Origin of the sequence: Picosynechococcus sp. PCC 11901, assembly GCF_005577135.1 — a bacterium.
GTDB lineage: Bacteria > Cyanobacteriota > Cyanobacteriia > Cyanobacteriales > MRBY01 > MRBY01.
The window spans coordinates 2,624,525-2,648,466 of sequence record NZ_CP040360.1; the positions used below are offsets into that span (position 1 = coordinate 2,624,525).

The 23,942-nt window shown below is 47.8% G+C and carries 19 protein-coding genes and 1 tRNA gene; 14 read left to right on the top strand and 6 right to left on the bottom strand.

The genetic code is table 11. From position 1 onward, the window contains the following. Positions 1–45 precede the first annotated feature (45 nt). Positions 46–2,514: an ATP-dependent DNA helicase RecG gene (gene recG / locus FEK30_RS13720; RefSeq protein WP_138073494.1), complete on the top strand. Its 2,469-nt coding sequence runs from the start codon at positions 46–48 to the stop codon at positions 2,512–2,514. Here the strand turns inward: recG and FEK30_RS13725 are convergent. Next, complete coding sequence (locus FEK30_RS13725; protein ID WP_062434788.1) at positions 2,511–3,356, bottom strand: DMT family transporter; 846 nt, start codon at positions 3,354–3,356, stop codon at positions 2,511–2,513. The two genes, recG and FEK30_RS13725, sit on opposite strands and share 4 nt — an antisense overlap. Before the next feature lie 239 nt (positions 3,357–3,595). On the opposite strand from FEK30_RS13725, the gene FEK30_RS13730 reads away from it, so the two are divergent. Then, complete coding sequence (locus FEK30_RS13730) at positions 3,596–4,234, top strand: DUF3386 domain-containing protein (RefSeq protein WP_138073495.1); 639 nt, start codon at positions 3,596–3,598, stop codon at positions 4,232–4,234. 40 nt (positions 4,235–4,274) lie between these two features. Here the strand turns inward: FEK30_RS13730 and FEK30_RS13735 are convergent, their stop codons facing one another. Both FEK30_RS13735 and pap read right to left on the bottom strand, forming a co-directional pair. Next, entirely contained in the window at positions 4,275–5,987 is a 1,713-nt protein-coding gene (locus tag FEK30_RS13735) for a putative bifunctional diguanylate cyclase/phosphodiesterase (RefSeq protein WP_065710942.1), read from the bottom strand. A gap of 334 nt (positions 5,988–6,321) precedes the next feature. Further along, the gene (gene pap, locus FEK30_RS13740; protein ID WP_099240774.1) at positions 6,322–7,833 is read right to left on the bottom strand and encodes a polyphosphate:AMP phosphotransferase; all 1,512 of its coding nucleotides are present in this window, start codon (positions 7,831–7,833) and stop codon (positions 6,322–6,324) included. Positions 7,834–8,074: 241 nt separating this feature from the next. On the opposite strand from pap, the gene FEK30_RS13745 reads away from it, so the two are divergent. The 6 genes from FEK30_RS13745 (at position 8,075) to FEK30_RS13770 (ending at position 15,470) form a co-directional block, all read left to right on the top strand. Further along, positions 8,075–8,755, top strand: a complete 681-nt coding sequence (locus FEK30_RS13745) for a Crp/Fnr family transcriptional regulator (RefSeq protein ID WP_099240776.1) — start codon at positions 8,075–8,077, stop codon at positions 8,753–8,755. A gap of 16 nt (positions 8,756–8,771) precedes the next feature. Continuing rightward, positions 8,772–10,574, top strand: coding sequence for a M61 family metallopeptidase (locus FEK30_RS13750; protein ID WP_138073496.1), 1,803 nt, complete (start codon positions 8,772–8,774; stop codon positions 10,572–10,574). 61 nt (positions 10,575–10,635) lie between these two features. Then, entirely contained in the window at positions 10,636–11,550 is a 915-nt protein-coding gene (locus FEK30_RS13755) for a branched-chain amino acid transaminase (RefSeq protein ID WP_138073497.1), read from the top strand. A 69-nt stretch (positions 11,551–11,619) separates the two neighbouring features. Beyond that, positions 11,620–12,399 (top strand): hydroxyacylglutathione hydrolase, encoded by a 780-nt coding sequence (gene gloB / locus FEK30_RS13760; RefSeq protein ID WP_138073498.1) that lies wholly within the window; start codon positions 11,620–11,622, stop codon positions 12,397–12,399. 349 nt (positions 12,400–12,748) lie between these two features. Beyond that, positions 12,749–15,082 carry a 1,4-alpha-glucan branching protein GlgB gene (glgB, locus tag FEK30_RS13765; protein WP_138073499.1) on the top strand — a complete coding sequence of 778 codons (2,334 nt, stop codon included), beginning with the start codon at positions 12,749–12,751 and terminating at the stop codon, positions 15,080–15,082. A 175-nt stretch (positions 15,083–15,257) separates the two neighbouring features. Then, positions 15,258–15,470: a ssr2422 family thylakoid membrane protein gene (locus FEK30_RS13770; protein WP_030006408.1), complete on the top strand. Its 213-nt coding sequence runs from the start codon at positions 15,258–15,260 to the stop codon at positions 15,468–15,470. 181 nt (positions 15,471–15,651) lie between these two features. Here the strand turns inward: FEK30_RS13770 and FEK30_RS13775 are convergent. Next, positions 15,652–15,723: transfer RNA gene (locus FEK30_RS13775), tRNA-Cys, on the bottom strand. Between the two features lie 59 nt (positions 15,724–15,782). Between FEK30_RS13775 and hisA the strand changes: the two genes are divergently transcribed. Together hisA and FEK30_RS13785 are read left to right on the top strand one after the other, a co-directional pair. After that, a complete protein-coding gene (gene hisA / locus FEK30_RS13780; RefSeq protein ID WP_138073500.1) occupies positions 15,783–16,553 on the top strand; it encodes a 1-(5-phosphoribosyl)-5-[(5-phosphoribosylamino)methylideneamino]imidazole-4-carboxamide isomerase in 771 nt (256 codons plus the stop codon). A gap of 133 nt (positions 16,554–16,686) precedes the next feature. Beyond that, the gene (locus FEK30_RS13785) at positions 16,687–17,805 is read left to right on the top strand and encodes a SpoIID/LytB domain-containing protein (protein ID WP_138073501.1); all 1,119 of its coding nucleotides are present in this window, start codon (positions 16,687–16,689) and stop codon (positions 17,803–17,805) included. 104 nt (positions 17,806–17,909) lie between these two features. Here FEK30_RS13785 and crtH read toward each other — a convergent pair whose 3' ends face one another. Further along, positions 17,910–19,451 carry a carotenoid isomerase gene (gene crtH / locus FEK30_RS13790; protein WP_138073502.1) on the bottom strand — a complete coding sequence of 514 codons (1,542 nt, stop codon included), beginning with the start codon at positions 19,449–19,451 and terminating at the stop codon, positions 17,910–17,912. A gap of 229 nt (positions 19,452–19,680) precedes the next feature. Beyond that, positions 19,681–19,848, bottom strand: coding sequence for a 50S ribosomal protein L32 (rpmF, locus tag FEK30_RS13795; RefSeq protein WP_012307503.1), 168 nt, complete (start codon positions 19,846–19,848; stop codon positions 19,681–19,683). A 212-nt stretch (positions 19,849–20,060) separates the two neighbouring features. Here rpmF and FEK30_RS13800 point away from each other — a divergent pair, with 212 nt between their 5' ends. The 4 genes from FEK30_RS13800 to FEK30_RS13815 all read left to right on the top strand — a co-directional run bounded on the left by FEK30_RS13800 (position 20,061) and on the right by FEK30_RS13815 (position 23,930). Further along, positions 20,061–21,161: a DUF389 domain-containing protein gene (locus FEK30_RS13800; protein WP_030006411.1), complete on the top strand. Its 1,101-nt coding sequence runs from the start codon at positions 20,061–20,063 to the stop codon at positions 21,159–21,161. 344 nt (positions 21,162–21,505) lie between these two features. Further along, positions 21,506–22,309 carry a phosphate ABC transporter ATP-binding protein PstB gene (gene pstB, locus FEK30_RS13805; protein ID WP_012307505.1) on the top strand — a complete coding sequence of 268 codons (804 nt, stop codon included), beginning with the start codon at positions 21,506–21,508 and terminating at the stop codon, positions 22,307–22,309. Positions 22,310–22,626: 317 nt separating this feature from the next. Further along, a complete protein-coding gene (locus FEK30_RS13810) occupies positions 22,627–23,079 on the top strand; it encodes an FHA domain-containing protein (protein ID WP_030006412.1) in 453 nt (150 codons plus the stop codon). A 56-nt stretch (positions 23,080–23,135) separates the two neighbouring features. After that, positions 23,136–23,930, top strand: coding sequence for a TIGR03943 family putative permease subunit (locus tag FEK30_RS13815; RefSeq protein WP_012307507.1), 795 nt, complete (start codon positions 23,136–23,138; stop codon positions 23,928–23,930). Positions 23,931–23,942: the final 12 nt, after the last annotated feature.

Consider the following 23,942-nt stretch of genomic DNA (forward strand, 5'->3'; position numbering starts at 1 on the left):
TTAATGTTGGCAGAGGGGTTAGCCTACGTTTTTGTTTATGGTGTTATGAATCAGCCGGATTTTTTGCGATTACAAAAAGCCTTATCCATCGAAGCGGAACGGGGCTTTCAGGATCTCCAGGGCCATCAGCATCGTTTTAGTGAATTTCTTTGCCTGAGTTTTGGCGCAGTTCCCCCGGCAGGCATTGATCCGGATCAGCGACGCCGGTGGCAGGGATTTGCCCAGAAATTTGCCGATTATCCCGTGGCAACGTTAGGCGATCGCCGTCTTTTGGTGGCTGGGGCGAGGCGTTTTTTGCAGCAACTTAAACAAGAGCTAGAACAGCCAAGCCAGATTGCTCCCAAGGCGAAACTGCCCCGCACCCAATCGGTCTGTGAAAGTAACGTCAAAAGTTCAACCTATGGCAAGAGAATTTCCCTGGATCAACCGTTGATGTATTTGCCAGGTATCGGGCCGAAACGCAGCAACCAATTAGCAAAGCTAGGTTTAGAGACGGTGCGAGATGCCCTCTTTTACTACCCCCGACAGCACATCGACTATGCCAAGCAGGTTAAAATCACTGACCTAGAAGCGGGAGAAACGGTGACTCTGGTGGGCCATGTGGTGCGTTGCAATATTTTTACCAGCCCGAAAAACCAGAAGCTCAGTATTTTCGAACTCTGGCTGCGGGATAGCAGTGGCCGCATTAAGCTCAGTCGTTTCTATGCGGGCACCCGTTACAGTAATCGGGGTTGGCAAGAAAAAATGAAACGGCAATATCCCCAGGGGGTGGCGATCGCCGCGTCGGGATTGGTGAAAAAAAATAAATATGGCCTCACCCTCGACAACCCAGAAATTGAGGTGCTCGACAGCAGTGGCGCTGATATCAAATCCCTGAAAATTGGCCGAGTATTGCCCGTTTATCCCCTCACGGAAGGAGTCCCCGCTGACCTAATTCGGAAGGTGGTCATTAACTCTCTACCTGCCATTGCGCAGCTTAAGGATGCCTTTCCCACCGCTTTTCGGGAGCAACATGGGCTGATGAAACTCCAAGAGGCGATCGCCAATATTCATTTCCCAGAAAATGCCGAAATTCTCCAGCAGGCGCGGCAACGGCTGGTTTTCGATGAATTTTTCTACCTGCAACTGGGTTTCCTCCAACGGCGGCAACAGGAGAAAGCGAGCCAAAAAAGTGCTGTGTTTATTCCCCAGGGGGAACTCATTAAACGTTTTGAAAAACTGCTGCCCTTCCAACTCACCAACGCCCAGCAACGGGTGATCACTGAAATTCTTGCGGATCTAGCCCAGTCAACGCCGATGAATCGCCTCGTCCAGGGAGATGTAGGTGCCGGAAAAACCGTTGTGGCAGTCTTTGCAATCCTCGCCGCGATCCAGTCCGGCTACCAAGCCGCTCTCATGGCGCCCACCGAAGTCCTTGCCGAGCAACATTACCGGAAATTGGTGGGCTGGTTTAACCTGCTCCATCTGCCCGTAGAACTGCTGACGGGTTCCACAAAAACGAAAAAACGCCGGGAGATCCACAGCCAACTGCAAACAGGAGAACTCAAAGTTCTGGTCGGTACCCACGCCCTGATTGAGGATCCGGTACAGTTCCAGAACCTCGGCCTGGTGGTCATTGATGAACAGCACCGCTTCGGCGTCCAACAACGGGGTAAACTCCTCGCCAAGGGGAAAGCGCCCCACGTCCTCACCATGACTGCGACCCCGATTCCCCGGAGTTTGGCCCTCACCCTCCATGGGGATTTAGATGTCAGTCAGATTGATGAGCTGCCCCCCGGTCGCCAACCCATTGATACGCGGGTGATCAAAGGAGGCGATCGCCACAAAGCCTACGAACTAATTAAGCGGGAAGTAGCCCAGGGTCGCCAAGCCTACGTCATTTTTCCGCTAATTGAAGAATCCGAAAAACTCGAAGCCAAGGCCGCCGTCGCCGAACACCAAAGGCTTTCTGAGCAAGTGTTCAAGAGCTTTAACGTGGGTCTGCTGCACGGCCGGATGAAATCCGAGGAGAAAGACGCCGCCCTCAATGCTTTCCGCGATAACCAAAACCACATTATTGTTTCCACCACCGTGATCGAAGTAGGGGTTGATGTGCCCAATGCGACGGTAATGCTGATCGAAAATGCTGAACGCTTTGGCCTCTCCCAGTTGCACCAGTTGCGGGGGCGCGTCGGTCGGGGTCAACATCAATCCCATTGTTTGCTCGTCACCAATAGTAAAAATCCTGATTCCCAAACTCGTCTCCGGGTGTTGGAGCAATCCACCGACGGTTTTTTTATCTCAGAAATGGATCTACGCCTGCGGGGGCCGGGGGAAGTGCTGGGGACGAAACAGTCGGGGCTACCAGATTTTGCCCTAGCCAGTCTGACAGAAGATCAAGAAGTGCTCCTCATCGCCCGACAAGCGGCAGAACAATTGCTCAAAATCGATCCTCTCCTCGAACAATATCCCTTGATGCAACAGGAACTCCAGCGCAAATATCAAAAATTGTTGGGGGCTGACGTCCTGACCTAGGGGGCAACATCACTGGTTTTTTTCAGACAGAAACTCCCTCCTAAAATTAGGGAAGCGCCCAGGATAATATTTACGGAAAGTTCTTCTTGGAAAAAGACGATGCCACAGACAATAGTGCTTAAAATTTCGAGATAACAGAGTAGGGCTGTGGTCGAAGCTTTGAGCTTACTGAGGGCAGAAAAAAACAGCATAAAACCAATAATCCCGATGGAAATGCCGTAAATCCCCCCCATGGTGAATTGAAAAAGGTCGGGCCAAGGTTGAGTTCCCAGCAGAAAAGGAAAGGAAACAACGCCAGCCACGAGGTTTTGGTAAAAAATCAGCCGATATACCGAAAAATCAGCGGCTTTAACTTTGTACATCACCACGGTAGACGCTACCAAAACGGCAGCAATGAGAACGCTGGTAAGACCCAGAAAGCTCCGGCTTGATAGACTGATTTCTGCATCAGCGTAGATGACGATAATCCCCAAAATGAAACAAGGCAATAGCCACAGATTACGGCGGGGAATCGTTTCTTTGAGAAAAATCCAACTCAATAGGGTCGTAAATAGGGGCCAGGTGTAGAGGATCACGACGGCACTGCTGAGGTCGGCATAGCTAAAGCCAATGATGTAGCACAGTCCCCGCACGGCATCGAGAAAGGAAATGAGCAACAAAAAAGGGGTTGCGCCCCAAAAAAGGGGTTCCCGACGGTAGAGGAATAAGCCTGAGACGAAGATTAGGGGAATGCCCGCCCGAAAAAAGGTCATCACGAGGGGAGACAAAGCGGCCAGTTTGATAAAGACGCCGGAGGTTCCCAAAATCAGGGTGGCGATCGCCAATTGCAGTACAGGACTCATCAAAGGTTTTTAGACAGTGTAGAAAACAGGCCACAGAGACCGACCTATGTAAGGTAACCCCCAACAACCCCTAGCGCTAGCCCCTGACAAAATCAAAAACAACATGATCGCCCAAAAATAGTTAATTAAATTCTCAATAATATTGAAAAACTCTTTTATTAGTAGATTGTACTTAAACGAACCTGTTATCTTAGAAAAGTTGAAATAACAGTGATTACATGCAAGCGCTGGAGCACACTATGACACAGACTCTCACCGCCCAGGATGCCTTTCGGGCCGCCTACGAAAACCGTTACACTTGGGATCAAGATTTTCCCGGCTTTACTGCCACCGCTACCTTTACCCACGGCGACCAGAGCTACACCGGCACAGTAGCCATCAAAGCCGATATGTCCTTTGAGGTCACAGGGATTGAAGCCGAAGCAGCAAAAAAAGAAATCGAAGGTCAACTGTGGGAAATCACTGTCCACCGAGTACGCCGCTCCTTTGAAGACAGCCACGGCAAAAATAGCTTTGAATTTGGCGAAAAGTTTGCCGATGGAGCCCAGGAAATCCAAGTGACTGGCGCGTCCATGGGGAATTCCTACAAAATCAAAAATAATGTCGTTACCTTTGTAAACCGCAAAATCCGCGACATCATCGTTAACATCAATACCTTTGACGTGCTCAATACCGACGAAGGCTATCTTTCTTTGGGCTATGATTCGGTCTATTTTGATGCGGCCACCAAAGAACCCAAAGCGGGTAAGAGCCTTTTCCGAGATAGCTTCGAAAAAGTTAGCGGTTACTATGTCCTCACCCGTCGGGAAATTACCTACCTAGAAAACGATCAAGAAGTTGATAAAAAAGTGTTTACTTTCACTGATATCCAATTTTAGAGTGTGACCTAGGACATCATGTCGTTCTATTTGTGGCGAACTAACTTTTTTCCAGATTTTGTTCCCAAAGTTCAGCAAAGTCTTTAGCACAAATAGGACGACTATAATAATAACCTTGTAGCTTGTTACAACCAACACTTTTGAGATAATTAACTTGCTCAATAGTTTCTACTCCCTCTGCGATGACTTCTATCTGTAAGCTATGGGCAAGGGCAATGATAGAGTTAGTAATTGCAACATCGTCTTTGTCTAGGGGAATGCCGCGAACAAAAGATTGATCTATTTTTAAATAATCTAAAGAAAAACGCTTCAGATAGCTCAAAGAAGAAAAGCCAGTCCCAAAATCATCCAAAGCAGTAATCAAACCAAGATTGTGTAAATCCTCTAAAGTCTTTACTGCGTTTTGTATATTGTTAATCAATAATCCTTCTGTAATTTCCAATTCTAATTGATTTGGTTTAAGAGAAGTTTCTTTTAAAATCTTGGAAACATCATCCACTAACTGAGGCTGTTGGAACTGTTTTGCTGATAAATTAACAGCCACGCAAAGTTCAGGAAAACCATCTTTAGTCCATTGTTGATTTTGGTGGCAAGCAGTTTTAAGAACCCAATCACTGATGTTGATAATTAAATCACTTGCTTCTGCAATGGGGATGAATATACCAGGGGATATAAACCCATGCTCATGATGACGCCATCGCAATAAAGCTTCAGCACCAGTAATGTTTCCTGTTTTGACATCAATTTGTGGTTGGTAAAAAAGCTCTAACTCTTCTCTCTCTAAAGCACGATACAAATCTCTCTCTAACTGAAAACGGCTGCGTAATTTTTCATTGGTTTCTACCGAATAAAAGCGATAAATATTCCGCCCTTCTCCCTTGGCTAAATTGAGGGCAGTTTCTGCTTGATTGATAATTTCTTGGGGCTCTACCTTGCCTTCATCATAAACAGTGATTCCCATAGTCGCACTTAGATAAATATCTTCATGTTTGACCGTCATTTTTTGATTAATGATGGTTAAGAGTTTTTGAGAGTATTTTTCTAAATCCTCTAAAGATATTAAATGGGGGTAAATAATCGCAAATGTATCGGTATTTATTTTTGCCAATAAGTTATTATCACCAATTGCTTGAGTTAATTGTTGAGCAATTGTTCTTAAAATTAAATTCCCATAGTCTCTACCCAAATGAGTATTAATATTTGTAAAATTGTCTAAATCTAGCAATAATACGGCTAAGGATTGATTGCGACATTGAGCATTGTGAATTTCTTTTTGTAGTAGTGCTTGAAATAAATGGAGATTCGGCAAGGATGTGATGCGATCGTAGTTTTTTAATTGTTCGATTAATTCATCCAATTTAGAAATCGTATATAGGGTATCGGCCATTAAAACGCCTACTTCATCTTGAAAATGCGTTGGCAGCTTTGGGATTTGATTGTTTTCTAAATATTTCCTTAAACCTTTTGCTGTAACACTGATAGGCAATAAGAGTTTTTGTAACGTAAAAAGAGTAACAGCTGTTCCAATTAATGTAGCGAGGAGTGCGACTACTAAAACGCGAATTTTTGTATCTGTACTTAGGGTGGTAACGCTAATGGAATAAAAGAACAAAGTCAATAATGGTATATGAGTTCCTAGAAACGCCACTAACATTATCTTGCCCAAATAGCTCTTGGGACGACTGAGCCTAGAAATATTGGCGTACCAATTAAGCTGGTATTTTTCGTATTTCGCTTTGTATTGATTTACCATACAAAAAAATTATTTTGTTTACAGGCTATTGAAATGATAATAACATTCAATTATTTCAACCAGAATGCATATTGCATAAATTAAATATTTGTTGCGATTTGATAATCCCAATACAGCAGAGAGTCGGGAGAAAAGAAAAATAAACTCTAGAACAATAAATGAGCTACTTTTTACGACTAAAAATAAATTTAAAGTTTATAAATTTCCAATAATCTGTTTTTATCAAAGGCTATTAAAAGGACTTCCAAGAAACAATAAAAATATGTCTTTGTCGTTTTCGAAATCCCTTGAAATTGGAAGACAAGAGAGACTTTTAAGTGGTCTGTTGGTTAGCTTAGACAATGGCCTCACCATTTTTCAAACGTTTGAGTTTGTACTCAATCGCTTCGATAACGGTCTCAATCACAAAAACACGGGCATAAAGTTTGTCATTGGCCGGCACAATCGTCCAGGGGGCAGCGGGGGTACTGGTGCGGGCGATCGCCTGATTAATGGCTACCGCATATTGATCCCATTTTTCTCGGTTGCGCCAATCTTCGTCGGTTAGCTTATATTTTTTAAAAATATTGTCCTGTCGTTGCTCAAACCGTTTTAGTTGTTCATCCGGGTCAATGTGGAGCCAAAATTTTACGAGCACATAACCCTTATGAATTAACTGAGCTTCAAACTCATTAATTTCGCGATAGGCCCGCTTCCATTCCGCCTCCGTCGCAAAACCTTCGACCCGTTCAACTAAAACGCGCCCGTACCAACTGCGGTCAAAAATACCAATCGTCCCCATACCTGGTAAATGGCGAGAAAAACGCCAGAGGTAATGGTAACGGTTTTCTTCTTCGGTAGGCGCACCAAAGGCATCCACTTTGTAGCTACGGGGATCAAGGACATCAGTTAAGCGTTTAATGGCCCCCCCTTTGCCCGCAGCATCCCAGCCTTCAAACAACAGCAGAACTGGTAATTTTTCTTGGTGAATCTTGAGTTGCAGTTGCCGTAATTTAATTTGGGCCGCCCGGAGACGTTTTTTGTAGTCTTTGTCTTCTAGTTCTAGGCTTAAATCCACCTTGGCAAGAAAGTCCGGTTCCGTGGGCAGGAGTTGGGACTGGGGACGAATATGAACCGCTTCAGGAATAGTGATTTTGCGACGATCTAGGGCTTCGACAATGGTCGCTACCAATTGGGAGAGCACCTTGATTTCCGACCACCGGTAATCGTTGCCCTCGACAAGAATCCAGGGAGCGGCACCGGTGCTGGAGTAGATCAACATTTCCTCCGCGAGGTGTCGATATTCTTTGTAGTTTTTCGCTTGTTGCCAATCTTCCGGACGAACTCGCCAGGCTTCTAACTCATCGGCTTCGGCACTTTTGAGGCGTTTTTTTAATTCTTTTTGGGACAGATGAATCCAAAATTTGGCGATCGCCATGCCATCATCTACTAGCTGCCGCTCAAAAGCATTAATTTCCCGCGTCACCAGGGGCACTTCCACCGGGTCCAGCCGCTCAAACAGACGGTCTTCGAGGACGTGGGTGTACCAACTGTGGTAGAAAAAAGCGATGCTCCCCTTCGCCGGGAGCTTATGCCAAAAGCGCCAAAGAAATGGATATTGCTTCTCACGGGCTGAGGGTTCAAAGATCGGTAATACCGAAAACCCACGGGGATCCATATAATTGGTCATTTTTTTGACTAAAGCGCCCTTGCCAGCCGCCGCCCAGCCTTCGAGGACGACCGTTACGGGTAATTGGTGCTGCCAACAGGCATTTTGCAAAGACCGCAATTGCTGCATCAACTCCTCTAATTGTTCTTTGTAGGTGTCCTTTGCTAGGGTTCGCTTTAGATCAAGGGTATTTAACACGCGCCTTTTGTATTCCAAGAGTGCTTCACTACAAATTATGAATAAGGACACCCCGCGCCAGGGTTATCGTGACAAAAACTGTAATGTGAGGGGGCTGACTTTTCCCGTAGGGCGATCGCCCCATTTAGACCTCACCAGAAAGTGAGCTATTCTGAAAAGAAAACGTGCGAAAATAGCGCCTAACAGCCAATCACCTTGTATTCGTTGTATTGTTTCATTCTGCACATCCTGGCAAGATTTCATGGACATTGAAGCTTTTAGCGAGCTTTTCCCCCTCTTTAGCACCGCAAACCCCGAAACCATCGAATGGCTCCTGTCTGTCACCACCGAGCATGACTATCCCGCAGAACGAACCGTCTTAATGGAAGACTCCTGGGGTAATGCCGTCTATTTCATCGAATCCGGCTGGGTTAAAGTGCGCCGTCTCACAGGGGATGGTGAAACTGTGACCCTCGCAATTATGGGCAAAGGTGATTTTTTTGGGGAAATGTCAGTACTAGATGAATCGCCCCGTTCAACGGATGTGGTGGCCCTTTCGCCGGTCAAACTGTTTAGCGTTTCGGCCCAACGGTTTATCCAGCTACTGTTTAAAGACCCCCAATTGCACCACAAAATGCTGCAACTCATGGTGCGCCGCCTCCGTAATGCCAATGCCCGGTTCTATTGGCGTAAGCAGCCCCCCGCCCTCAAGTTAGTCAAAACTCTCCTCCTCCTGGCAGAAAACTACGGTCAACCGACGGAACAGGGCCTAGAAATTATTCAATTGTCGGTGTCTGACCTGGCCGATGTGGCTGATATCAGCACGAAAGAAGTTGAGATGATTCTGTCTAAACTGGAAGGGAAAGGGTGGATCGAAATGGGTGAAGGTCACATTCATTTGATCAACTTTAAGCAACTGACAAATTTAGCCAACCGAGCATAGGAGTAAATTTTTTCTGATGGTTCACACGGCAACTTCCATGGCAACGCCAGCCCCAAGCGCGCAAAATACGGTGGCGATCGCCTATCAAGTGGCAATGCCCCAACCCCAAACCCACCTGTTTGAGGTAACCATTCACATTAGCCAATGGGAAGCCGCAGTGCTGGATCTAAAAATGCCCGTATGGACGCCTGGCTCCTATATGGTGCGCGAATATTCCCGCCATCTCCAGGATTTTCGGGCGACTACAGCGGCAGGTGTTGACCTCAGTTGGCGCAAAGTGACGAAAAACCACTGGCAAGTTGAAACCACTGACACCTCAGACATCCAAGTCCACTATCGGGTTTTTGCCAATGACCTCACCGTCCGCACCAATCACCTCGATGGAACCCACGGTTATTTCAACGGTGCGGCTTTATTTTGCTTTATTCCGGGCTACCAAGACCAAGCTTGCACTCTGACCGTCGAACCGCCCCACATCGCCTGGGAAGTGAATACCACCTTGCCTCTGATCGAAGACCAGGAAAATTGTTTCTGGGTCGAAAATTTTGATGTGTTGGTGGATAGTCCTGTGGAGGTGGGTCTCCATGAAAATTATGAATTTCTCTGCGCAGGGAAGCCCCACCGTTGGGTCGTTTGGGGGGAAGGCAATTTTGAAGCGGAAAAGGCGATCGCCGATACAAAAAAAATTATCCAGACCGAAGCCAAAATTTTCGGCGGTGAGTTGCCCTACGACGAATATATGTTTTTGTTGCACCTGTCTGGCAGTGGCTATGGGGGCCTCGAACATAAAGAAAGTTGCTCTTTAAATTATCCCCGGTTTGGCTTCCAAAAATCTGACCAGTACAACCGCTTTATGCAGTTGGTGGCCCACGAATTTTTCCACCTCTGGAATGTGAAGCGCATTCGCCCCAAGGAACTCGAAACCTTTGACTACGAAACAGAAAATTACACCCCTTCCCTTTGGTTTGCCGAGGGTGTGACCAGTTACTATGATCTGCTCATTCCGTTGTGGGCTGGCATCTATGACAAAGCCTTTTTCCTTGAAAGCCTCAGTAAGGACATCACCCGCTACCTCCTCACCCCTGGGCGTTTGGTGCAGCCCCTGGCCGAATCGAGTTTTGATGCCTGGATTAAGCTCTACCGCCGCGAGGCCCATAGCAACAATAACCAGATGTCCTACTATCTCAAGGGTGCTCTCGTGGCAATGCTGCTGGATCTCAAAATCCGCGATCGCCACCAAAACCAAAAATCCCTAGATGATGTTTTGCGGATCATGTGGGAAAAATTTGGCAAACCAGAAATTGGCTTTTCCCCGGCCCAAGTGGAACAGGTAATTAGTGAGGTGGCGGGCTTTGACCTGAGCGACTTTTTCCACGAATTTCTCCACACCACGGCAGAACTTCCCCTCGGCGCAGCCCTCGAAACCTTCGGCCTACAGATCAAACCCATCTACACCAACAAAGATCTCCCCTACCTGGGTCTCACCGTCACCGACCAAAACAATCGCACCCTAGTGCAAACGGTCAATGTTGATTCCCCGGCCTATCAAGCGGGCATTGATCCAGAAGATGAACTCCTGGCGATCGCCAACTATCGCACCAATGCTGAACAACTCAACCATCGCCTTCAGAACTACCAAGCAGGTGATACAATTTCGATCACGATTTTTCACCAAGACCAACTGAAAACCCTTGCCGTCACCCTCGCTGCCCCCCAACCGAGCAGTTATCAAGTCGTGAAAAATCCCCAAGCCTCTGCCAAGCAGTTGCAAAACCTCAAGGGCTGGCTGAATCCCAAAGATTCAGGTGCGGTAAGATAAATTCCTTGCTTCATTGTTCTTTCTGTAATTCATTTCGCACCCTACCGTTTGCCCCCAACCCATGCATAATTTCCTTCCTACTGCCTATTTCCAAGGAAAATTTGTTCCCTTCATTGATGCAAATATTTCCATTGCAACCCACGCACTCCACTATGGAACAGGGGCTTTTGGGGGCTTACGGGGTATTCCTGATCCCGCCAACGCAAACCAAATTCTTTTATTTCGTCTCGAACGCCACTGCCGCCGTCTTAGCAACAGCGCAAAATTTCTCCATTTCGATCTCCCGGCTGACAAAATTGAACACGTCATTGTGGACTTTGTAAAACAAAATCGGCCCACAAAATCCTTTTATATTCGCCCCTTTGTCTATACCTCTGATTTAGGCATTGCCCCCCGCCTCCACAACATTAAAAAAGATTTCTTCGTCTATGGTTTAGAACTGGGTGATTACCTTTCCCCCGACGGGATCGCTTGTCGCATCAGCTCCTGGACACGCCAAGAAGACCGGAGTTTTCCACTCCGGGGCAAAATTAGCGGTGCTTACATTGCCTCGGCCCTAGCCAAAACCGAAGCCGTTGCCTCTGGATTTGACGAAGCATTGCTGATGAACTCCCAAGGGAAAGTTTGTGAAGCATCTGGGATGAACGTTTTTATCGTCCGGGATGGCAAACTGATCACCCCTGGTTCTGACCAGGATATTCTCGAAGGCATTACCCGTGACAGCGTCGTTACCCTTGCTAAACATCTGGGTATTGACGTGATCGAACGCCCCATTGATAAATCAGAGCTTCTAATTGCCGATGAGGTCTTTTTAAGTGGGACGGCGGCCAAAGTCACCCCCGTGAAGCGAATCGAAAACTATACCTTGCCCACCGAACGGCCCATCACTGAGAAATTGCGAGAAAAACTAACGGCAATCACAGAAAACCGCGATCCAGAGTTTGCGGAGTGGGTTTATAAAATTTCCCTCGATTAATGACTCGTTTTTTCGTACAAAATCCCCCTTGTTATGATCAGCATCAGTGACTCATGGGGGAATTCCGGCATGGAAATTATTCGTTTACCAGCTTTTAATGATAACTATATTTTTCTCTTGGTTGATCAAGCCACAGGGGATTGTGCGGTTGTTGATCCAGGCGACGCTGAGGTTGTTCTGGAGTATCTAAGTAAAGAAGATTTAACGCTTAAGACCATTCTGATTACGCACCATCACGCTGACCATGTGGGTGGCAATCGTCAACTATTAAGTCATTTTCCCGCAGCGGCTGTGTATGGTAGCGAGATAGATTTACAAAAAAGACGTATTCCAGGCCAAACGGTGAGCCTTAAGGCTGGTGATCCCTTAGATTTATTTAATCGCACCGTCGAAATTTTGTTTGTGCCAGGCCATACCCAAGGTCACATCGCCTACTATTTCCCTCCCCTACAGCCCGAAGACAGTGGCGATTTATTTTGTGGCGATACGTTGTTTGCCAATGGCTGTGGTCGTCTTTTGGAAGGAACGCCTGCTCAACTTTTTGCCTCGCTCCAGCAAATTTGTGATTTGCCGGATAGCACGAATATCTGGTGTGCCCATGAGTACACCCTGAAAAATATTAAATTTTCCTTGACGGTCGATCCAGAAAATGAGGCTCTTCAGAGACGTTTTCAACAAGTGCAGACCCAACGACAACGTCAGGAACCGACCATTCCAACGGTGTTAGCTTTGGAAAAACAGACAAATCCCTTTTTGCGCTGTGGCGATCGCCAACTGCAAGCTAACTTAAAAACAACAGATCCCCTGCGAGTTTTTACAAAATTGCGCGGCAAACGGGATCTCTTTTGAAGTTTAAACTGGTGGCAGCGACTTCCATAAAAAAATTCAACCATACCCCAGGGGAACGATTGCGGATTTGCTAAAACCGTTTACAGTGAGGATCAATCCCCTAAAATAAGGCTCAATTTATAGTTTTCTCTTCTTTTTTCCTGAAAAGTAAACCCCAGGGCCTCCGATCAGGAGCAAGGTATCACACACGACATTTCTCCCCTATCCTCTTTGTCACAATCATTTCCAAACGCCCACCACGTCCTATAATCTCCCTCGGATTACCCTATCCTGAGCTAGCCTTGTCCCATATCGCCAAACAAAAAAATTCCTTTAATAAACCTCTAATCGATTTTCGGTAATTGCCATAATGCCTACTCTCCTCACTCCAGACCAGATCAACCAAATTGTTTCTAACCACCATGACAACCCCCATGCTGTCTTGGGTTGTCATCCCACCAACGACGATCCCAATCCGAAAACCTGGTCAATTCGCGCTTATTTACCTTCTGCTAGCCAAGCTTGGGTGATTGATACCCCTTCCCAAACGGAACACCCGATGACAACGGTGCATCATCCCCACTTTTTTGAGTGCACCCTCCAGAGTGAAACGACGCCGAAATATCAACTGAAGCTCCAAGAAGGCGATCGCCAACACATCATCAACGATCCCTATGCCTTTGCCGAAGCCCCCCACATTAGCGATCTCGATCTCCACCTCTTTGCCGAAGGGAATCACCACCGCATCTACAACAAACTGGGGGCGCACCTCGTCGAAGTCGATGGCATCAAAGGCGTTTACTTTGCCGTTTGGGCGCCCAATGCCCGCAACGTCTCCATCCTGGGCGACTTTAACAACTGGGATGGTCGCAAACACCAAATGCGCCGTTTAAACGTTGGTATCTGGGGAATTTTCATTCCTGACCTCGGCCCCAACACCAAATACAAATACGAAATCAAAAACCAACACGGCCACATCTACGAAAAATCAGACCCTTACGGCTTTCTCCGGGAAGTGCGCCCCGACACTGCTTCCATCGTTGCTGACCTCGACCAGTACCAATGGCAGGATCACGATTGGCTAGAACAACGTGCCAAACAAGATCCCCTCAAAAATCCTGTTTCCATCTACGAACTACACCTCGGCTCCTGGCTCCATGGTTCCGCCACCGAAAAAATGCGACTCCTTTCCGGTGAAGTCGATCCCATTCCCGTAGGCGAACAAAAACCCGGTGCCCGCTTCTTGAGCTATTACGAACTTGTCGATAAGCTCATCCCCTACGTTAAGGACATGGGCTACACCCACATCGAGCTACTGCCTGTCGCTGAACATCCCTTTGACGGCTCCTGGGGCTACCAAGTAACCGGCTACTATTCCCCTACTTCCCGCTTTGGCAATCCCGAAGACCTGATGTATTTCATCGATCAATGCCACGCCAATGGTATCGGGGTAATCGTTGATTGGGTTCCTGGCCATTTCCCTAAGGATGCCCATGGTCTCGCTTACTTCGATGGCACCCATCTCTATGAACATGCCGATCCCCGCAAAGGTGAGCACAAAGGCTGGGGCACCCTGATCTTTAACTACAATCGCAATGAGGTTCGCAACTTCCTGATTGCCAATGCCCTATTCTGGTTTGATAAATATCACATCGATGGCATTCGGGTCGATGCAGTGGCATCAATGCTCTACCTCGACTATGACCGGGAAGATGGCGAGTGGCTTCCCAATGACTACGGCGGCAACGAACACCTCGAAGCCGTAGAATTTCTCCGCCAAACCAACAATCTCATCTTCAAATACTATCCAGGGATTATCTCCGTTGCCGAAGAGTCCACCGCTTGGCCCATGGTTTCTCGCCCCACCTACCTCGGCGGCCTCGGCTTCAACCTCAAGTGGAATATGGGCTGGATGCATGACAATCTTAAATACTTCAGCATGGATCCCTGGTTCCGGCAGCACCACCAAAACAGCATTACCTTCAGTATGTGGTATCACCACAGCGAGAACTACATGTTGGCCCTTTCCCACGATGAAGTCGTTCATGGTAAGAGCTCGATTATTGGCAAAATGCCGGGGGACGAATGGCAGAAATTTGCCAATGTGCGGGCTTTATTTGCCTATATGTTTACCCATCCTGGTAAAAAGACCATGTTTATGAGCATGGAATTTGGCCAATGGAATGAGTGGAATGTTTGGAGTGACTTGAGTTGGGATTTGCTGCAACATGAACCCCACGCCAAACTCAAAGGTTTCTTCGGGGCATTAAATAGTCTCTATAAACAGGAACCGGCCCTTTACGAACGGGATTTTGAAGAGGAAGGATTCCAATGGATCGACTGCTCTGACAATCAAAATAGTGTTCTTTCCTTTATTCGACGGGCAAAAGATCCCAATGATTTTTTAGTTGTGGTCTGCAATTTTACGCCGCAACCCCATAGCCATTATCGAATTGGCATTCCAGAAGAGGGCTACTATCAAGAAATTTTGAATAGTGATGCCGAAACCTTTGGGGGGAGTAATCTGCTCAACTTCGGTGGCGTCTGGACTGAAGACTGGAGTTTCCATAATTTTCCTTATTCGGTTGACTTGTGTTTGCCGCCCCTCGGCGTGGTTGTCCTAAAAATTGATCGAGAAAAAACAGCCGCAATGCTTGCTCAAAAACAGGCCGATAAAGCCAAGGCTCTATCCGGCGAAATATAGAAAGATCAAAAATCTTTGTCGTTAGCTGTTGAACTATATTTACAGGGTCTGGGAGTTTGTCTCCAGACCTTTCTTGTTGGGTTTAAGAGAGACTGGATATGAATCCTCATCATTATCCCTTGTAATTTTTAGATGACCACCCATTTAATAAAGCAAAAGTGAGGTAGCACAAACCATGACACAACGCTGGACAGACGAAATGCTCGACAAGCTCGCCGATGACGTACAGGAGCTTACTGAAGCTATCAAAACCCAACGGGACGAACAAAAAGAATTGACCATCCGCTTTAATGCCTACCAGATGGCATCTCAATGGGTAGTTAATCTCGCCTTTGGCCTACTGGCAACTGCCACGATCACGACGATCATCACTGCGGTCGTCAAATAAAAATTTATTTCATCTAATAATTAAGAGGGTTTGAGACTATTTCTTGAACCTTTTTGGTTCTTTGCAGAGAAATTCGCGTATTTAATTAGCCTTTATTTAGGGCATAAAAAAATAAAGGAACTAGAAGTTCTACTTACGGAGCGAGTTCTAGGTCGATTTCAGCTATGAAACAATAACAATAAGGTGGTACCCAGATTCGAACTGGGGAGTGGAGGTTTTGCAGACCTCTGCCTTACCACTTGGCTATACCACCGGGTCAACAGTTCGCTATTATAACAGGGCTTTTGTTCACATCACAACATTTTTTTCGTTATGGAAGTTATTCCCGCTATTGATCTGCTCGGTGGCCAATGTGTGCGCCTCTACCAGGGTGATTATCAACAGGCGCAAGTGTTTAATAATGACCCGGTTCAGGTGGCACGGACTTGGGCTGAGCAGGGGGCAACGCGGCTCCATGTGGTGGATTTAGACGGGGCAAAACAGGGAGAGTCGGTCAATCTAGGGGCGATCGCCAAAATTGCAGCAGCGATTGATATTCCTGTACAGGTGGGCGGTGGTCTCCGTACGGTAGAAAGTGTGGCGCAATTGTTTGATGTGGGTGTAGAGCGAGCCATTCTTGGGACGGCGGCGGTAGATAACCCGGATCTCGTGACAGAACTCTGTGCCAAATATCCGGGCCGGATTGCGGTTGGGATTGATGCCCGCGATGGAAAGGTAGCGACAAAGGGATGGTTGGAAACGTCGGCGGTTTTGGCGACGGATTTGGCGAAACAGATGGCTACCCAGGGCGTCGCTGCCATTATTTACACAGATATTTATCGGGATGGCACCATGGCTGGCCCTAATTTGGAGGCGCTGCGGGAATTGGCGGCCACCATTGAGATTCCGGTGATTGCGTCGGGGGGCGTAAGTTCTTTGGCGGATCTGGTTAATCTTGTGGCCCTCGAAGGGATCGGAGTCACAGGAGCGATTGTGGGCCGGGCGATTTATACCGGGGACATTAATTTGGCTGAAGCGGTGAAGGCGGTTGGCCCCCAACGTTTACAGGATGTTTTTCCGGATGATGGTACGGCGATCGCCTAATTTTCGTGCTAGATTGAGTCGTGAAATTGTAATGGAACAAACCACATCAAAAGCGATTCTAGAGTAAAGCTATATAGTGATCGACTGCACCACTTTATGCCATTGATATTTGTTGTAGATTTCTAATGTGTTTATGCTAAGACCCTTACGTAGATTAATCGGACATTCCTGGGTTCTTTCGGGGCTTGTATGGCTAGGAACCCTTGCACCTGCACAGGCAGCGGTTGATCTTCGGGTCGCTGTACGGCAGACGACGACCAATCTCCAGGTGGGCAGTTCCACCAATGCTTTAATCAGAAATGGCCAAGGCCAAGTCCTCGGTGAAATTGCCGGAATGAGTTCCTTTGCTGTAGGACGCCAGGGTAATCAATTGGCGTTTGACCGTTGGCGGGCAACTGAGGTCTGGATTGAGCCCCAGGGTGATGGCTATGTGTGGATTGGCGATCGCTGGTACCGGGGGCGCACCCAACTCCGGCAGAGTGGCAACGGAATTCTCGCCATCAATCACGTCGATCTCGAAGACTATCTCTATAGTGTTGTCGGCGCTGAAGCAATTCCCAGTTGGCCCCAGGAAGCCCTCAAAGCCCAGGCTGTCGCGGCCCGTACCTATGCATTAAAAAAACGCTCGGAAAATGCCGGGAAACCCTATGACCTAGACACCACGACGGCGACACAGGTCTACAAGGGTCTAAATAGCGAGTACAGCACAACCCATGCTGCCGTTAACGCCACGGAAAGTCAGGTGATGACCTATAACGGTAGTGTTATTCTGGCGGTATTCCATTCTTCTTCGGGCGGCCATACCGAAAATGTTGAGGATATCTGGAGTCAACCTCTGCCCTATCTCCGGGGGGTTGTGGATTATGACCAATCTTCCCCAGTCTATCAGTGGAGTAAAACCATTTCTGCAGCTCGCTTAGGAGAACTGGTTGGTGGTGTTGGTACCGTAAAGCAACTCATTCCCCAACGGGCTACCCCCCAGGGTCGGGTGATTACGATGAAAGTGATTGGCGATCGCGGCACCAAAAATATCAGTGGCGATCAACTGCGTAGTTTATTAGAACTGCGTAGCACTTTGATCAATGCCAGAATCCAACAGGGCGACGTTTATATCTACGGTAAAGGCTTTGGCCATGGCGTTGGTATGAGTCAATGGGGAGCTAATGGTTTAGCAGCCCAGGGCATTGATTACCAACAAATTCTGCGTCACTATTACCAAAATGCCACCATTGCGAAGCTGACGCCACGGTAACTGTCAGTTTTCAACGTGAAAGTAAATACAAGATCGAAGGAGGGGGATTGCACCCCTCTTTTTTTGTTTTTCCCAAGGGCGATCGCCTTTCTTGTGCCTGTCACTTAATAGCCGAGATCTGTCGCCACCTTGTGGGCACAGGCAAAACCAGAAAACGCCACAGCATTTAAGCCCTGTCCGGGGAAGGTACTATCGCCGACACAATAAAGTCCAGAGACTTCTGTTTTATTGACCCGGGGTGGAAAACCAGCAAAATTAAACATTCCCAATAACCCCAAAAGTTTGCGCTGGGGAATCGGCCCGTAGGAGCCATCGACCCGTCCGAGGAATTTACGGTGGGTGCGCGGTGTCCCCACTTCCATGTAGTCTAATCCCGCATCTAATCCTGGAAAAATAGCTTCAAGGCGATCTACGAGTTGCCAGGCGGCGGCTTCTTTTTTGGCTTCATATTCCTGGGGAGAAAGGCCTTGCCATTCGCTCAGCCAACTGGGGGTAAAGGTGTGAATGATGTGGTATCCCTCAGGGGCCAGACTCGGATCGAGGAGCGTCGGAATAGAAACAAAAATAGTACCCTGTTCGGCTTCCATGGTGTCCCAATTTTCGAGCAAAATGTGGTGGCATTCCGTCCCAGGAGGAAGAACATCGGCTTTGACACCGAGGTGAACGCTGAGAAAACTGGGGGATTTTTGGTAATTCTCCGTCCACTTTTCTTCAAAAAAGGGTTTATTTTCACTGGGGAGCAGTTTTTCAAAAGTGTCCCAGCGGGTGGCATTGGAAATGACTTTTTTGGCGAAATACTCGGTGCCATTGGCTAAACGCACGCCGACGGCCTGGCCTTGGTCGGTGATGATTTCGTAGACATTTGCACCGTATTGGATTTCACCGCCATGGTGCTCTAAACCTTCAACCAGCTTGAGGGCGATTTGGCCCACTCCGCCTTCTGGATAGTTGATGCCCCCATAATGGCGATCGCTAAACACCATACCCGCATTAATCATGGGAGTCAGTTCAGCTGGCACCACTGACCAGCAGTAACATTCCATATCGATAAACTTCAGCAGTTCGGGGTCTTTAATATATTGACGGGCGAGATCCCCAGCATTTTTGGGTAAATATTTAAGTAACCCCAGGCAAGCAAAGGGTTTCTGCATAAAGACCCGCAGCAGGTAGCGAATTTCTTCGAGGGAAAGCAACTGAATGCTATTGAGGCAATTAAATACTTTCCAGCATTCATCATAAAATTTACGAATGCCCTTGGCTTCGTGGGGAAACCGTGCCGTCAACTCCGTTAAAAATTCTTCGTAGTCACGGTGTACCTTGACCTCAAGATCATTGGGGAGATGGTAATGAATTTGCACCGGATCTGGGATGGTCGGAATTGACATATCCACTGCGGCGAGGGCCCGGGTGAGGAGATTGGTGGTGCCGCGATCGCCAAAGCCAAAGATCATCGAAGCGCCCACATCAAACCGATAACCCTGCCGCTCAAAATAACCAGCACTGCCACCGGGGATCACATAGCGTTCTAGCACCAGCACCTTGATCCCTTTTGCTGCTAATTGGGTTGCCGTGACGAGGCCCCCGATACCGGAACCAATGACAATCACATCGTACTGGGGAGCAGAAATGGCAGTTTTGGCGGTCATAAACGGTGAGGCTCGCAAGGTAGGCTAAATTTTGACTGTTACATAGTCTACCTTTATTTCCCTTGGGATTAGTAGGGTAACTCTCCGGCGATATTGCGGCGGCAGTTCTTTGTTGGACATGGGCCTTTGTCACAAAAAAAGGCGGAAAACTTTCCACCTTGCTGTATCAGAATTATATTTATTTTTAATAAGAGATTTAGAGGGCACTGGGGCCAGAAAAATACTGAATTTACTCTTCGTCGTCTTCGGGGGAAGGATAAACAAAGCTAGAACGACCAGTGAGTACGGATTTGCCAAGGGAAAGGGCCTTTTGGGCTTCGATGGTTGCCTTACGCTTCCAGTGGGCCCGGCGTTGGTCACGCTTTGCCTTTGAGGTTTTCTTCTTTGGAACTGCCATGGGATTAACTACAGATTTTTACAGAATTACCATTATAAAATCTTCTCTCCCAAAAAGTAAGTCCTCCGTCAGAATCTCTTGAATTGTGGGGTTGAACGAAGGCGGGGTTTGTCACGGGTAAAGAAATCCATGCAAATCCCACCAGAGAGGAACCAAGCTTTTACAATCGAAATCGCATTTGTGTGTCTATTTGTCCAGGAGTCTTAACAGCGATGGTGTGGTATCGACGACGGCTATACCGTAATCCCCAAGCCTATGGGGTAGTGATGGAATGGTGGTTGGGTTGGGTCGATTTTGTGCAGTGGTTTATTCCTCGCCCGGTGACGGGGAAAAAGACGCGGCGTCTGTATCGGCAGCTTTTGATCGAGGCGAGCTGGCGGCTTAATTTTGTGATGTTGACGGTCAGCTCCTGTATTATTGCCACCTTTGGGCTCATTAGTAATAGTACGGCTGTGATTATTGGGGCGATGCTGGTGGCGCCGCTCATGTTGCCGTTGCGGGGATTGGCCTTTGCCGCCCTAGAAGGGGAATTGAAATTATTTTGGCGATCGCTGTATTCGATTACCGGCGCAACCGCCCTTTCCCTGGCTTTATCCTGGATGATCGGCGTCGTCATTGGCATCCCTGATTTTGGCTCGGAACTGACGGCTCGGACGCAGCCAAATCTGATCGACCTTGGTATTGCCGTGGCCGCTGGGGGGATTAGCGGTTTTGCGAAGGTGCGCCGAGGGATTAGCGATGCCCTCGCAGGGACGGCGATCGCCGTTGCCCTGATGCCTCCCCTCTGTGTGGTGGGCCTATCTTTTTCCCAAGGTTATTTCAATTACTCCCGTGGCGCTTTCTTACTCTATCTAACCAACCTCCTCGGCATTACCCTTGCTTGCATGGTGGTTTATATTTTGGCCGGTTATGCCGAGATCAACCACGCCCTGGGTTGGACGATGGCCCTAACCCTGATTTTGTTAGTACCCCTGGGGGCAAGATTTGTTCAACTCGTGCAACAACTCCGCCTGCAACAAACCATTACCAGCCAGCTCACAACTAAAACCGTCACTGTTGGTCAGGACGTTGAAAATGTTCGGGTGCGGGTTGACTGGACTTCTTCCCCGCCGATTATCTACGTTAATCTCCAGGCGAAAAAAGAAATTACCCCCAGACAGGCTCTCCTCGTTGAGGAATTCTTACGCAAGCGTAATCGGCAAATTTTTAAAATTGTGTTTCAGGTCAGTCCAATCCAAGAAGTCAAAGCCGATGACATCGATCCCCATGATTTAGATTTACCCCAATTGGACATGGCCCCACCACGCCAGTAAAAAAGACTCCAATTGTCAACCAGAAATCTTTGAAAGATCAAGCTTTCCGCTTTAGTTCAACCTAACAATAACCGACAAAGAACGACCCTATCTAGCACCAATCAAAAGGTTTACCTGTTCTTAAAGTCAAGATGTCGCAGGACTGATAATATACTGGAGCCGAAGGTTTTGTATTCTAATGGTCTAGGCAAAACTGATAAAGCTGGCAAACGCGGAAACCCTCTCCATCGTTAAGCTCTTCTCAGATTTAAACAAGCCTCAACATTAGCCCCATCAAGTCATTCGGCAAGTGATTGACTATTTTCTTGACTCCCCGCATCCGGCCTAGATAAGCTGCTTTTCCAATGATTGAACTCGACAATGCAAACGCCACAGACTACGTTCTGCAGACAGAAAATGTCAGTGTCTATTACGGTAACTTCCTGGCGATCAAAGGCGTTTACCTCAACATTCCCAAAAATCAAGTAACAGCATTTATTGGCCCCTCTGGTTGCGGTAAAAGCACTCTGCTGCGTTGCTATAACCGTCTCAATGATCTCATTCCTTCTTTCCGCATAGATGGCGACATTGCTTACCACGGCAGTAGTCTCTACGGATCCGGTGTAGATCCAGTGGAAGTGCGCCGTCGCATTGGCATGGTGTTCCAGAAGCCAAACCCCTTCCCCAAATCGATCTATGACAATATCGCCTATGGGGCACGGATCAATGGTTACAAGGGCGACATGGACGAACTGGTAGAACGCTCACTGCGCCAAGCCGCTCTTTGGGATGAGGTTAAGGACAAATTGCGTCAAAGTGGCCTCGCCCTATCTGGGGGGCAACAGCAACGGCTTTGTATTGCCCGGACAATCGCCATTCAGCCAGAGGTGGTACTGATGGACGAGCCTTGTTCTGCTTTAGACCCGATTTCGACCCTCAAAATTGAAGAGTTGATCCACCAGCTCAAAGAGCAATACACGATTGTTATCGTGACCCATAATATGCAACAGGCTTCGCGGGTCGCTGATATGACGGCATTTTTCAACGTGAAAACCAATGATGATGGTACCCGCCAGGGCTATCTAGGGGAATGTGACCGCACGGAGGTTATTTTCCAAAATCCCCGGGAACAGGCCACCCAAGAATATGTCAGTGGCCGTTTCGGTTAATTTGAGGGAATGACTTTAGGGTCTGTTTTTCTCGCAACGCTACACTAAATTTTTGTCTCAGCCGTAACCCATGCCCGCTGTTGCCGGTAATGGGTTTTTTGTTTGTGATTGAATTTGTTACGGGTTGACCAAAAAAGACGGCACTTCGATAGGATAGGACAATCCTAGAGACTGAACATGAATTGGGCTTTGTAGGTTCACACCACGATTGAATGTTGAGCTGATATGTTTAAATGTGAGGACTTAGTATTGTCTTTGTTTAACGACAATTTTTCTGCACTGATTTGGAATCCATGGCTGTTGCTCCTACCGTCACAATGAATCAACCTCAACATGTTTTTGTTGTCCAAGATGACACTGGACAACGGGAATATATTTTGACGGATGCTCGCTATTCTATTGGGCGTCGTAGTAGTTGTGCGATTCACCTCCAGTCTCAGTTTGTGTCTCGTCTCCATGCCACCTTAGTCCGGCATCTCACGGATGATCATGTTTACTATCGCATTGTTGATGGGGACGGTTTGCAGGAGGCGAGTGCCAATGGCATTTTGGTCAATGGGAACAAAGTGAATGCGGTCACACTCCAGGATGGGGATGTCGTCACGTTTGGCCCCCAAATTTTGGGTCGTTATGAACGGCGATCGCCGCGTGCTTCAAAGCGCACTCAGCCAGGGGAAGAAGATCCCTTTGACATTACGCTCATTGATCCGGCGATGTTGGCCGAGGATCAAGAACTGATGGCTGATGAAGAGGCAACACGTTTGTTTTAGGGTGGCCTTAACGGAAACGGGTGATAGTTGTTTGAGGTATTTTTTCCAGGAACGCAATGGTTAATTTTTCTGCTCCGAAAGCGGCTGGTTTGGCCCCTTGGTTTGATATTACGGCCCTGTTGTTGTGGGGAGCTTTGCTGCTCAAGTATGCGATTACGGGCCAGCTAGCTCTGTTGATCCACCCTAATTACTTCGGTTTATGTGTGGCGGCGGGGATCATTCTCCTTCTGCTGGGGTTGGGAAAATTACTACAACAGGTGCGTCCCCAAGTTAGTGGCGGGGAGTCGGTGCAGCACATTACGCTATTACCCCAGAATGTGGGGAGTGCTCTATTAATTGTGGTGGCGATCGCCGGATTTTTGATCCCGCCGACCATTTTGTCGAGCCAAACGGCGATTCAACGGGGTTTAACGGAAGAATTGCCCCTCACCCGGAGTCAACCGGAAAGTTTTCGGGTCGGTACCTCCCCAGAGGAGCGGACGTTATTGGATTGGATTCGGACGTTGAATGTTTACCCGGAACCCGATGCCTATACGGGGGATCCGGTGAAGGTGAACGGCTTTGTGACTCACCTGCCCCAGTTGCCGGACAATTACATGATGGTGTCGCGGTTTGTGTTGACCTGTTGTGCAGTGGATGCCTATCCGGTGGGATTGCCCGTGAAACTCGAAGGCGATCGCCAAGCCTTTGCGCCGGACTCTTGGGTAGAAGTCACGGGGGAAATGATTACCGAGGATCTCCAACTCACCACAGAAGCTGAGGGTGATAATAATTTGCCCCAGCGTCAGTTGGTGATCCAAGCCAGTGCCGTCGAACCAATTCCCACCCCCAGAAATCCTTACGATTATTAGGTATAAGGGTGG

Coding starts and splice junctions, on each gene's coding strand:
- FEK30_RS13815 (WP_012307507.1), top strand. CDS start 23,136: ATGGTTAATTTTTCTGCTCCGAAAGCGGCTGGTTTGGCCCCTTGGTTT.
- rpmF (WP_012307503.1), bottom strand. CDS start 19,848: ATGGCAGTTCCAAAGAAGAAAACCTCAAAGGCAAAGCGTGACCAACGC.
- FEK30_RS13770 (WP_030006408.1), top strand. CDS start 15,258: ATGACACAACGCTGGACAGACGAAATGCTCGACAAGCTCGCCGATGAC.
- FEK30_RS13745 (WP_099240776.1), top strand. CDS start 8,075: ATGGACATTGAAGCTTTTAGCGAGCTTTTCCCCCTCTTTAGCACCGCA.
- FEK30_RS13730 (WP_138073495.1), top strand. CDS start 3,596: ATGACACAGACTCTCACCGCCCAGGATGCCTTTCGGGCCGCCTACGAA.
- FEK30_RS13735 (WP_065710942.1), bottom strand. CDS start 5,987: ATGGTAAATCAATACAAAGCGAAATACGAAAAATACCAGCTTAATTGG.
- hisA (WP_138073500.1), top strand. CDS start 15,783: ATGGAAGTTATTCCCGCTATTGATCTGCTCGGTGGCCAATGTGTGCGC.
- FEK30_RS13725 (WP_062434788.1), bottom strand. CDS start 3,356: ATGAGTCCTGTACTGCAATTGGCGATCGCCACCCTGATTTTGGGAACC.
- crtH (WP_138073502.1), bottom strand. CDS start 19,451: ATGACCGCCAAAACTGCCATTTCTGCTCCCCAGTACGATGTGATTGTC.
- pstB (WP_012307505.1), top strand. CDS start 21,506: ATGATTGAACTCGACAATGCAAACGCCACAGACTACGTTCTGCAGACA.
- glgB (WP_138073499.1), top strand. CDS start 12,749: ATGCCTACTCTCCTCACTCCAGACCAGATCAACCAAATTGTTTCTAAC.
- FEK30_RS13800 (WP_030006411.1), top strand. CDS start 20,061: ATGGTGTGGTATCGACGACGGCTATACCGTAATCCCCAAGCCTATGGG.
- FEK30_RS13785 (WP_138073501.1), top strand. CDS start 16,687: ATGCTAAGACCCTTACGTAGATTAATCGGACATTCCTGGGTTCTTTCG.
- FEK30_RS13810 (WP_030006412.1), top strand. CDS start 22,627: ATGAATCAACCTCAACATGTTTTTGTTGTCCAAGATGACACTGGACAA.
- FEK30_RS13755 (WP_138073497.1), top strand. CDS start 10,636: ATGCATAATTTCCTTCCTACTGCCTATTTCCAAGGAAAATTTGTTCCC.
- recG (WP_138073494.1), top strand. CDS start 46: ATGAATCAGCCGGATTTTTTGCGATTACAAAAAGCCTTATCCATCGAA.
- FEK30_RS13750 (WP_138073496.1), top strand. CDS start 8,772: ATGGTTCACACGGCAACTTCCATGGCAACGCCAGCCCCAAGCGCGCAA.
- gloB (WP_138073498.1), top strand. CDS start 11,620: ATGGAAATTATTCGTTTACCAGCTTTTAATGATAACTATATTTTTCTC.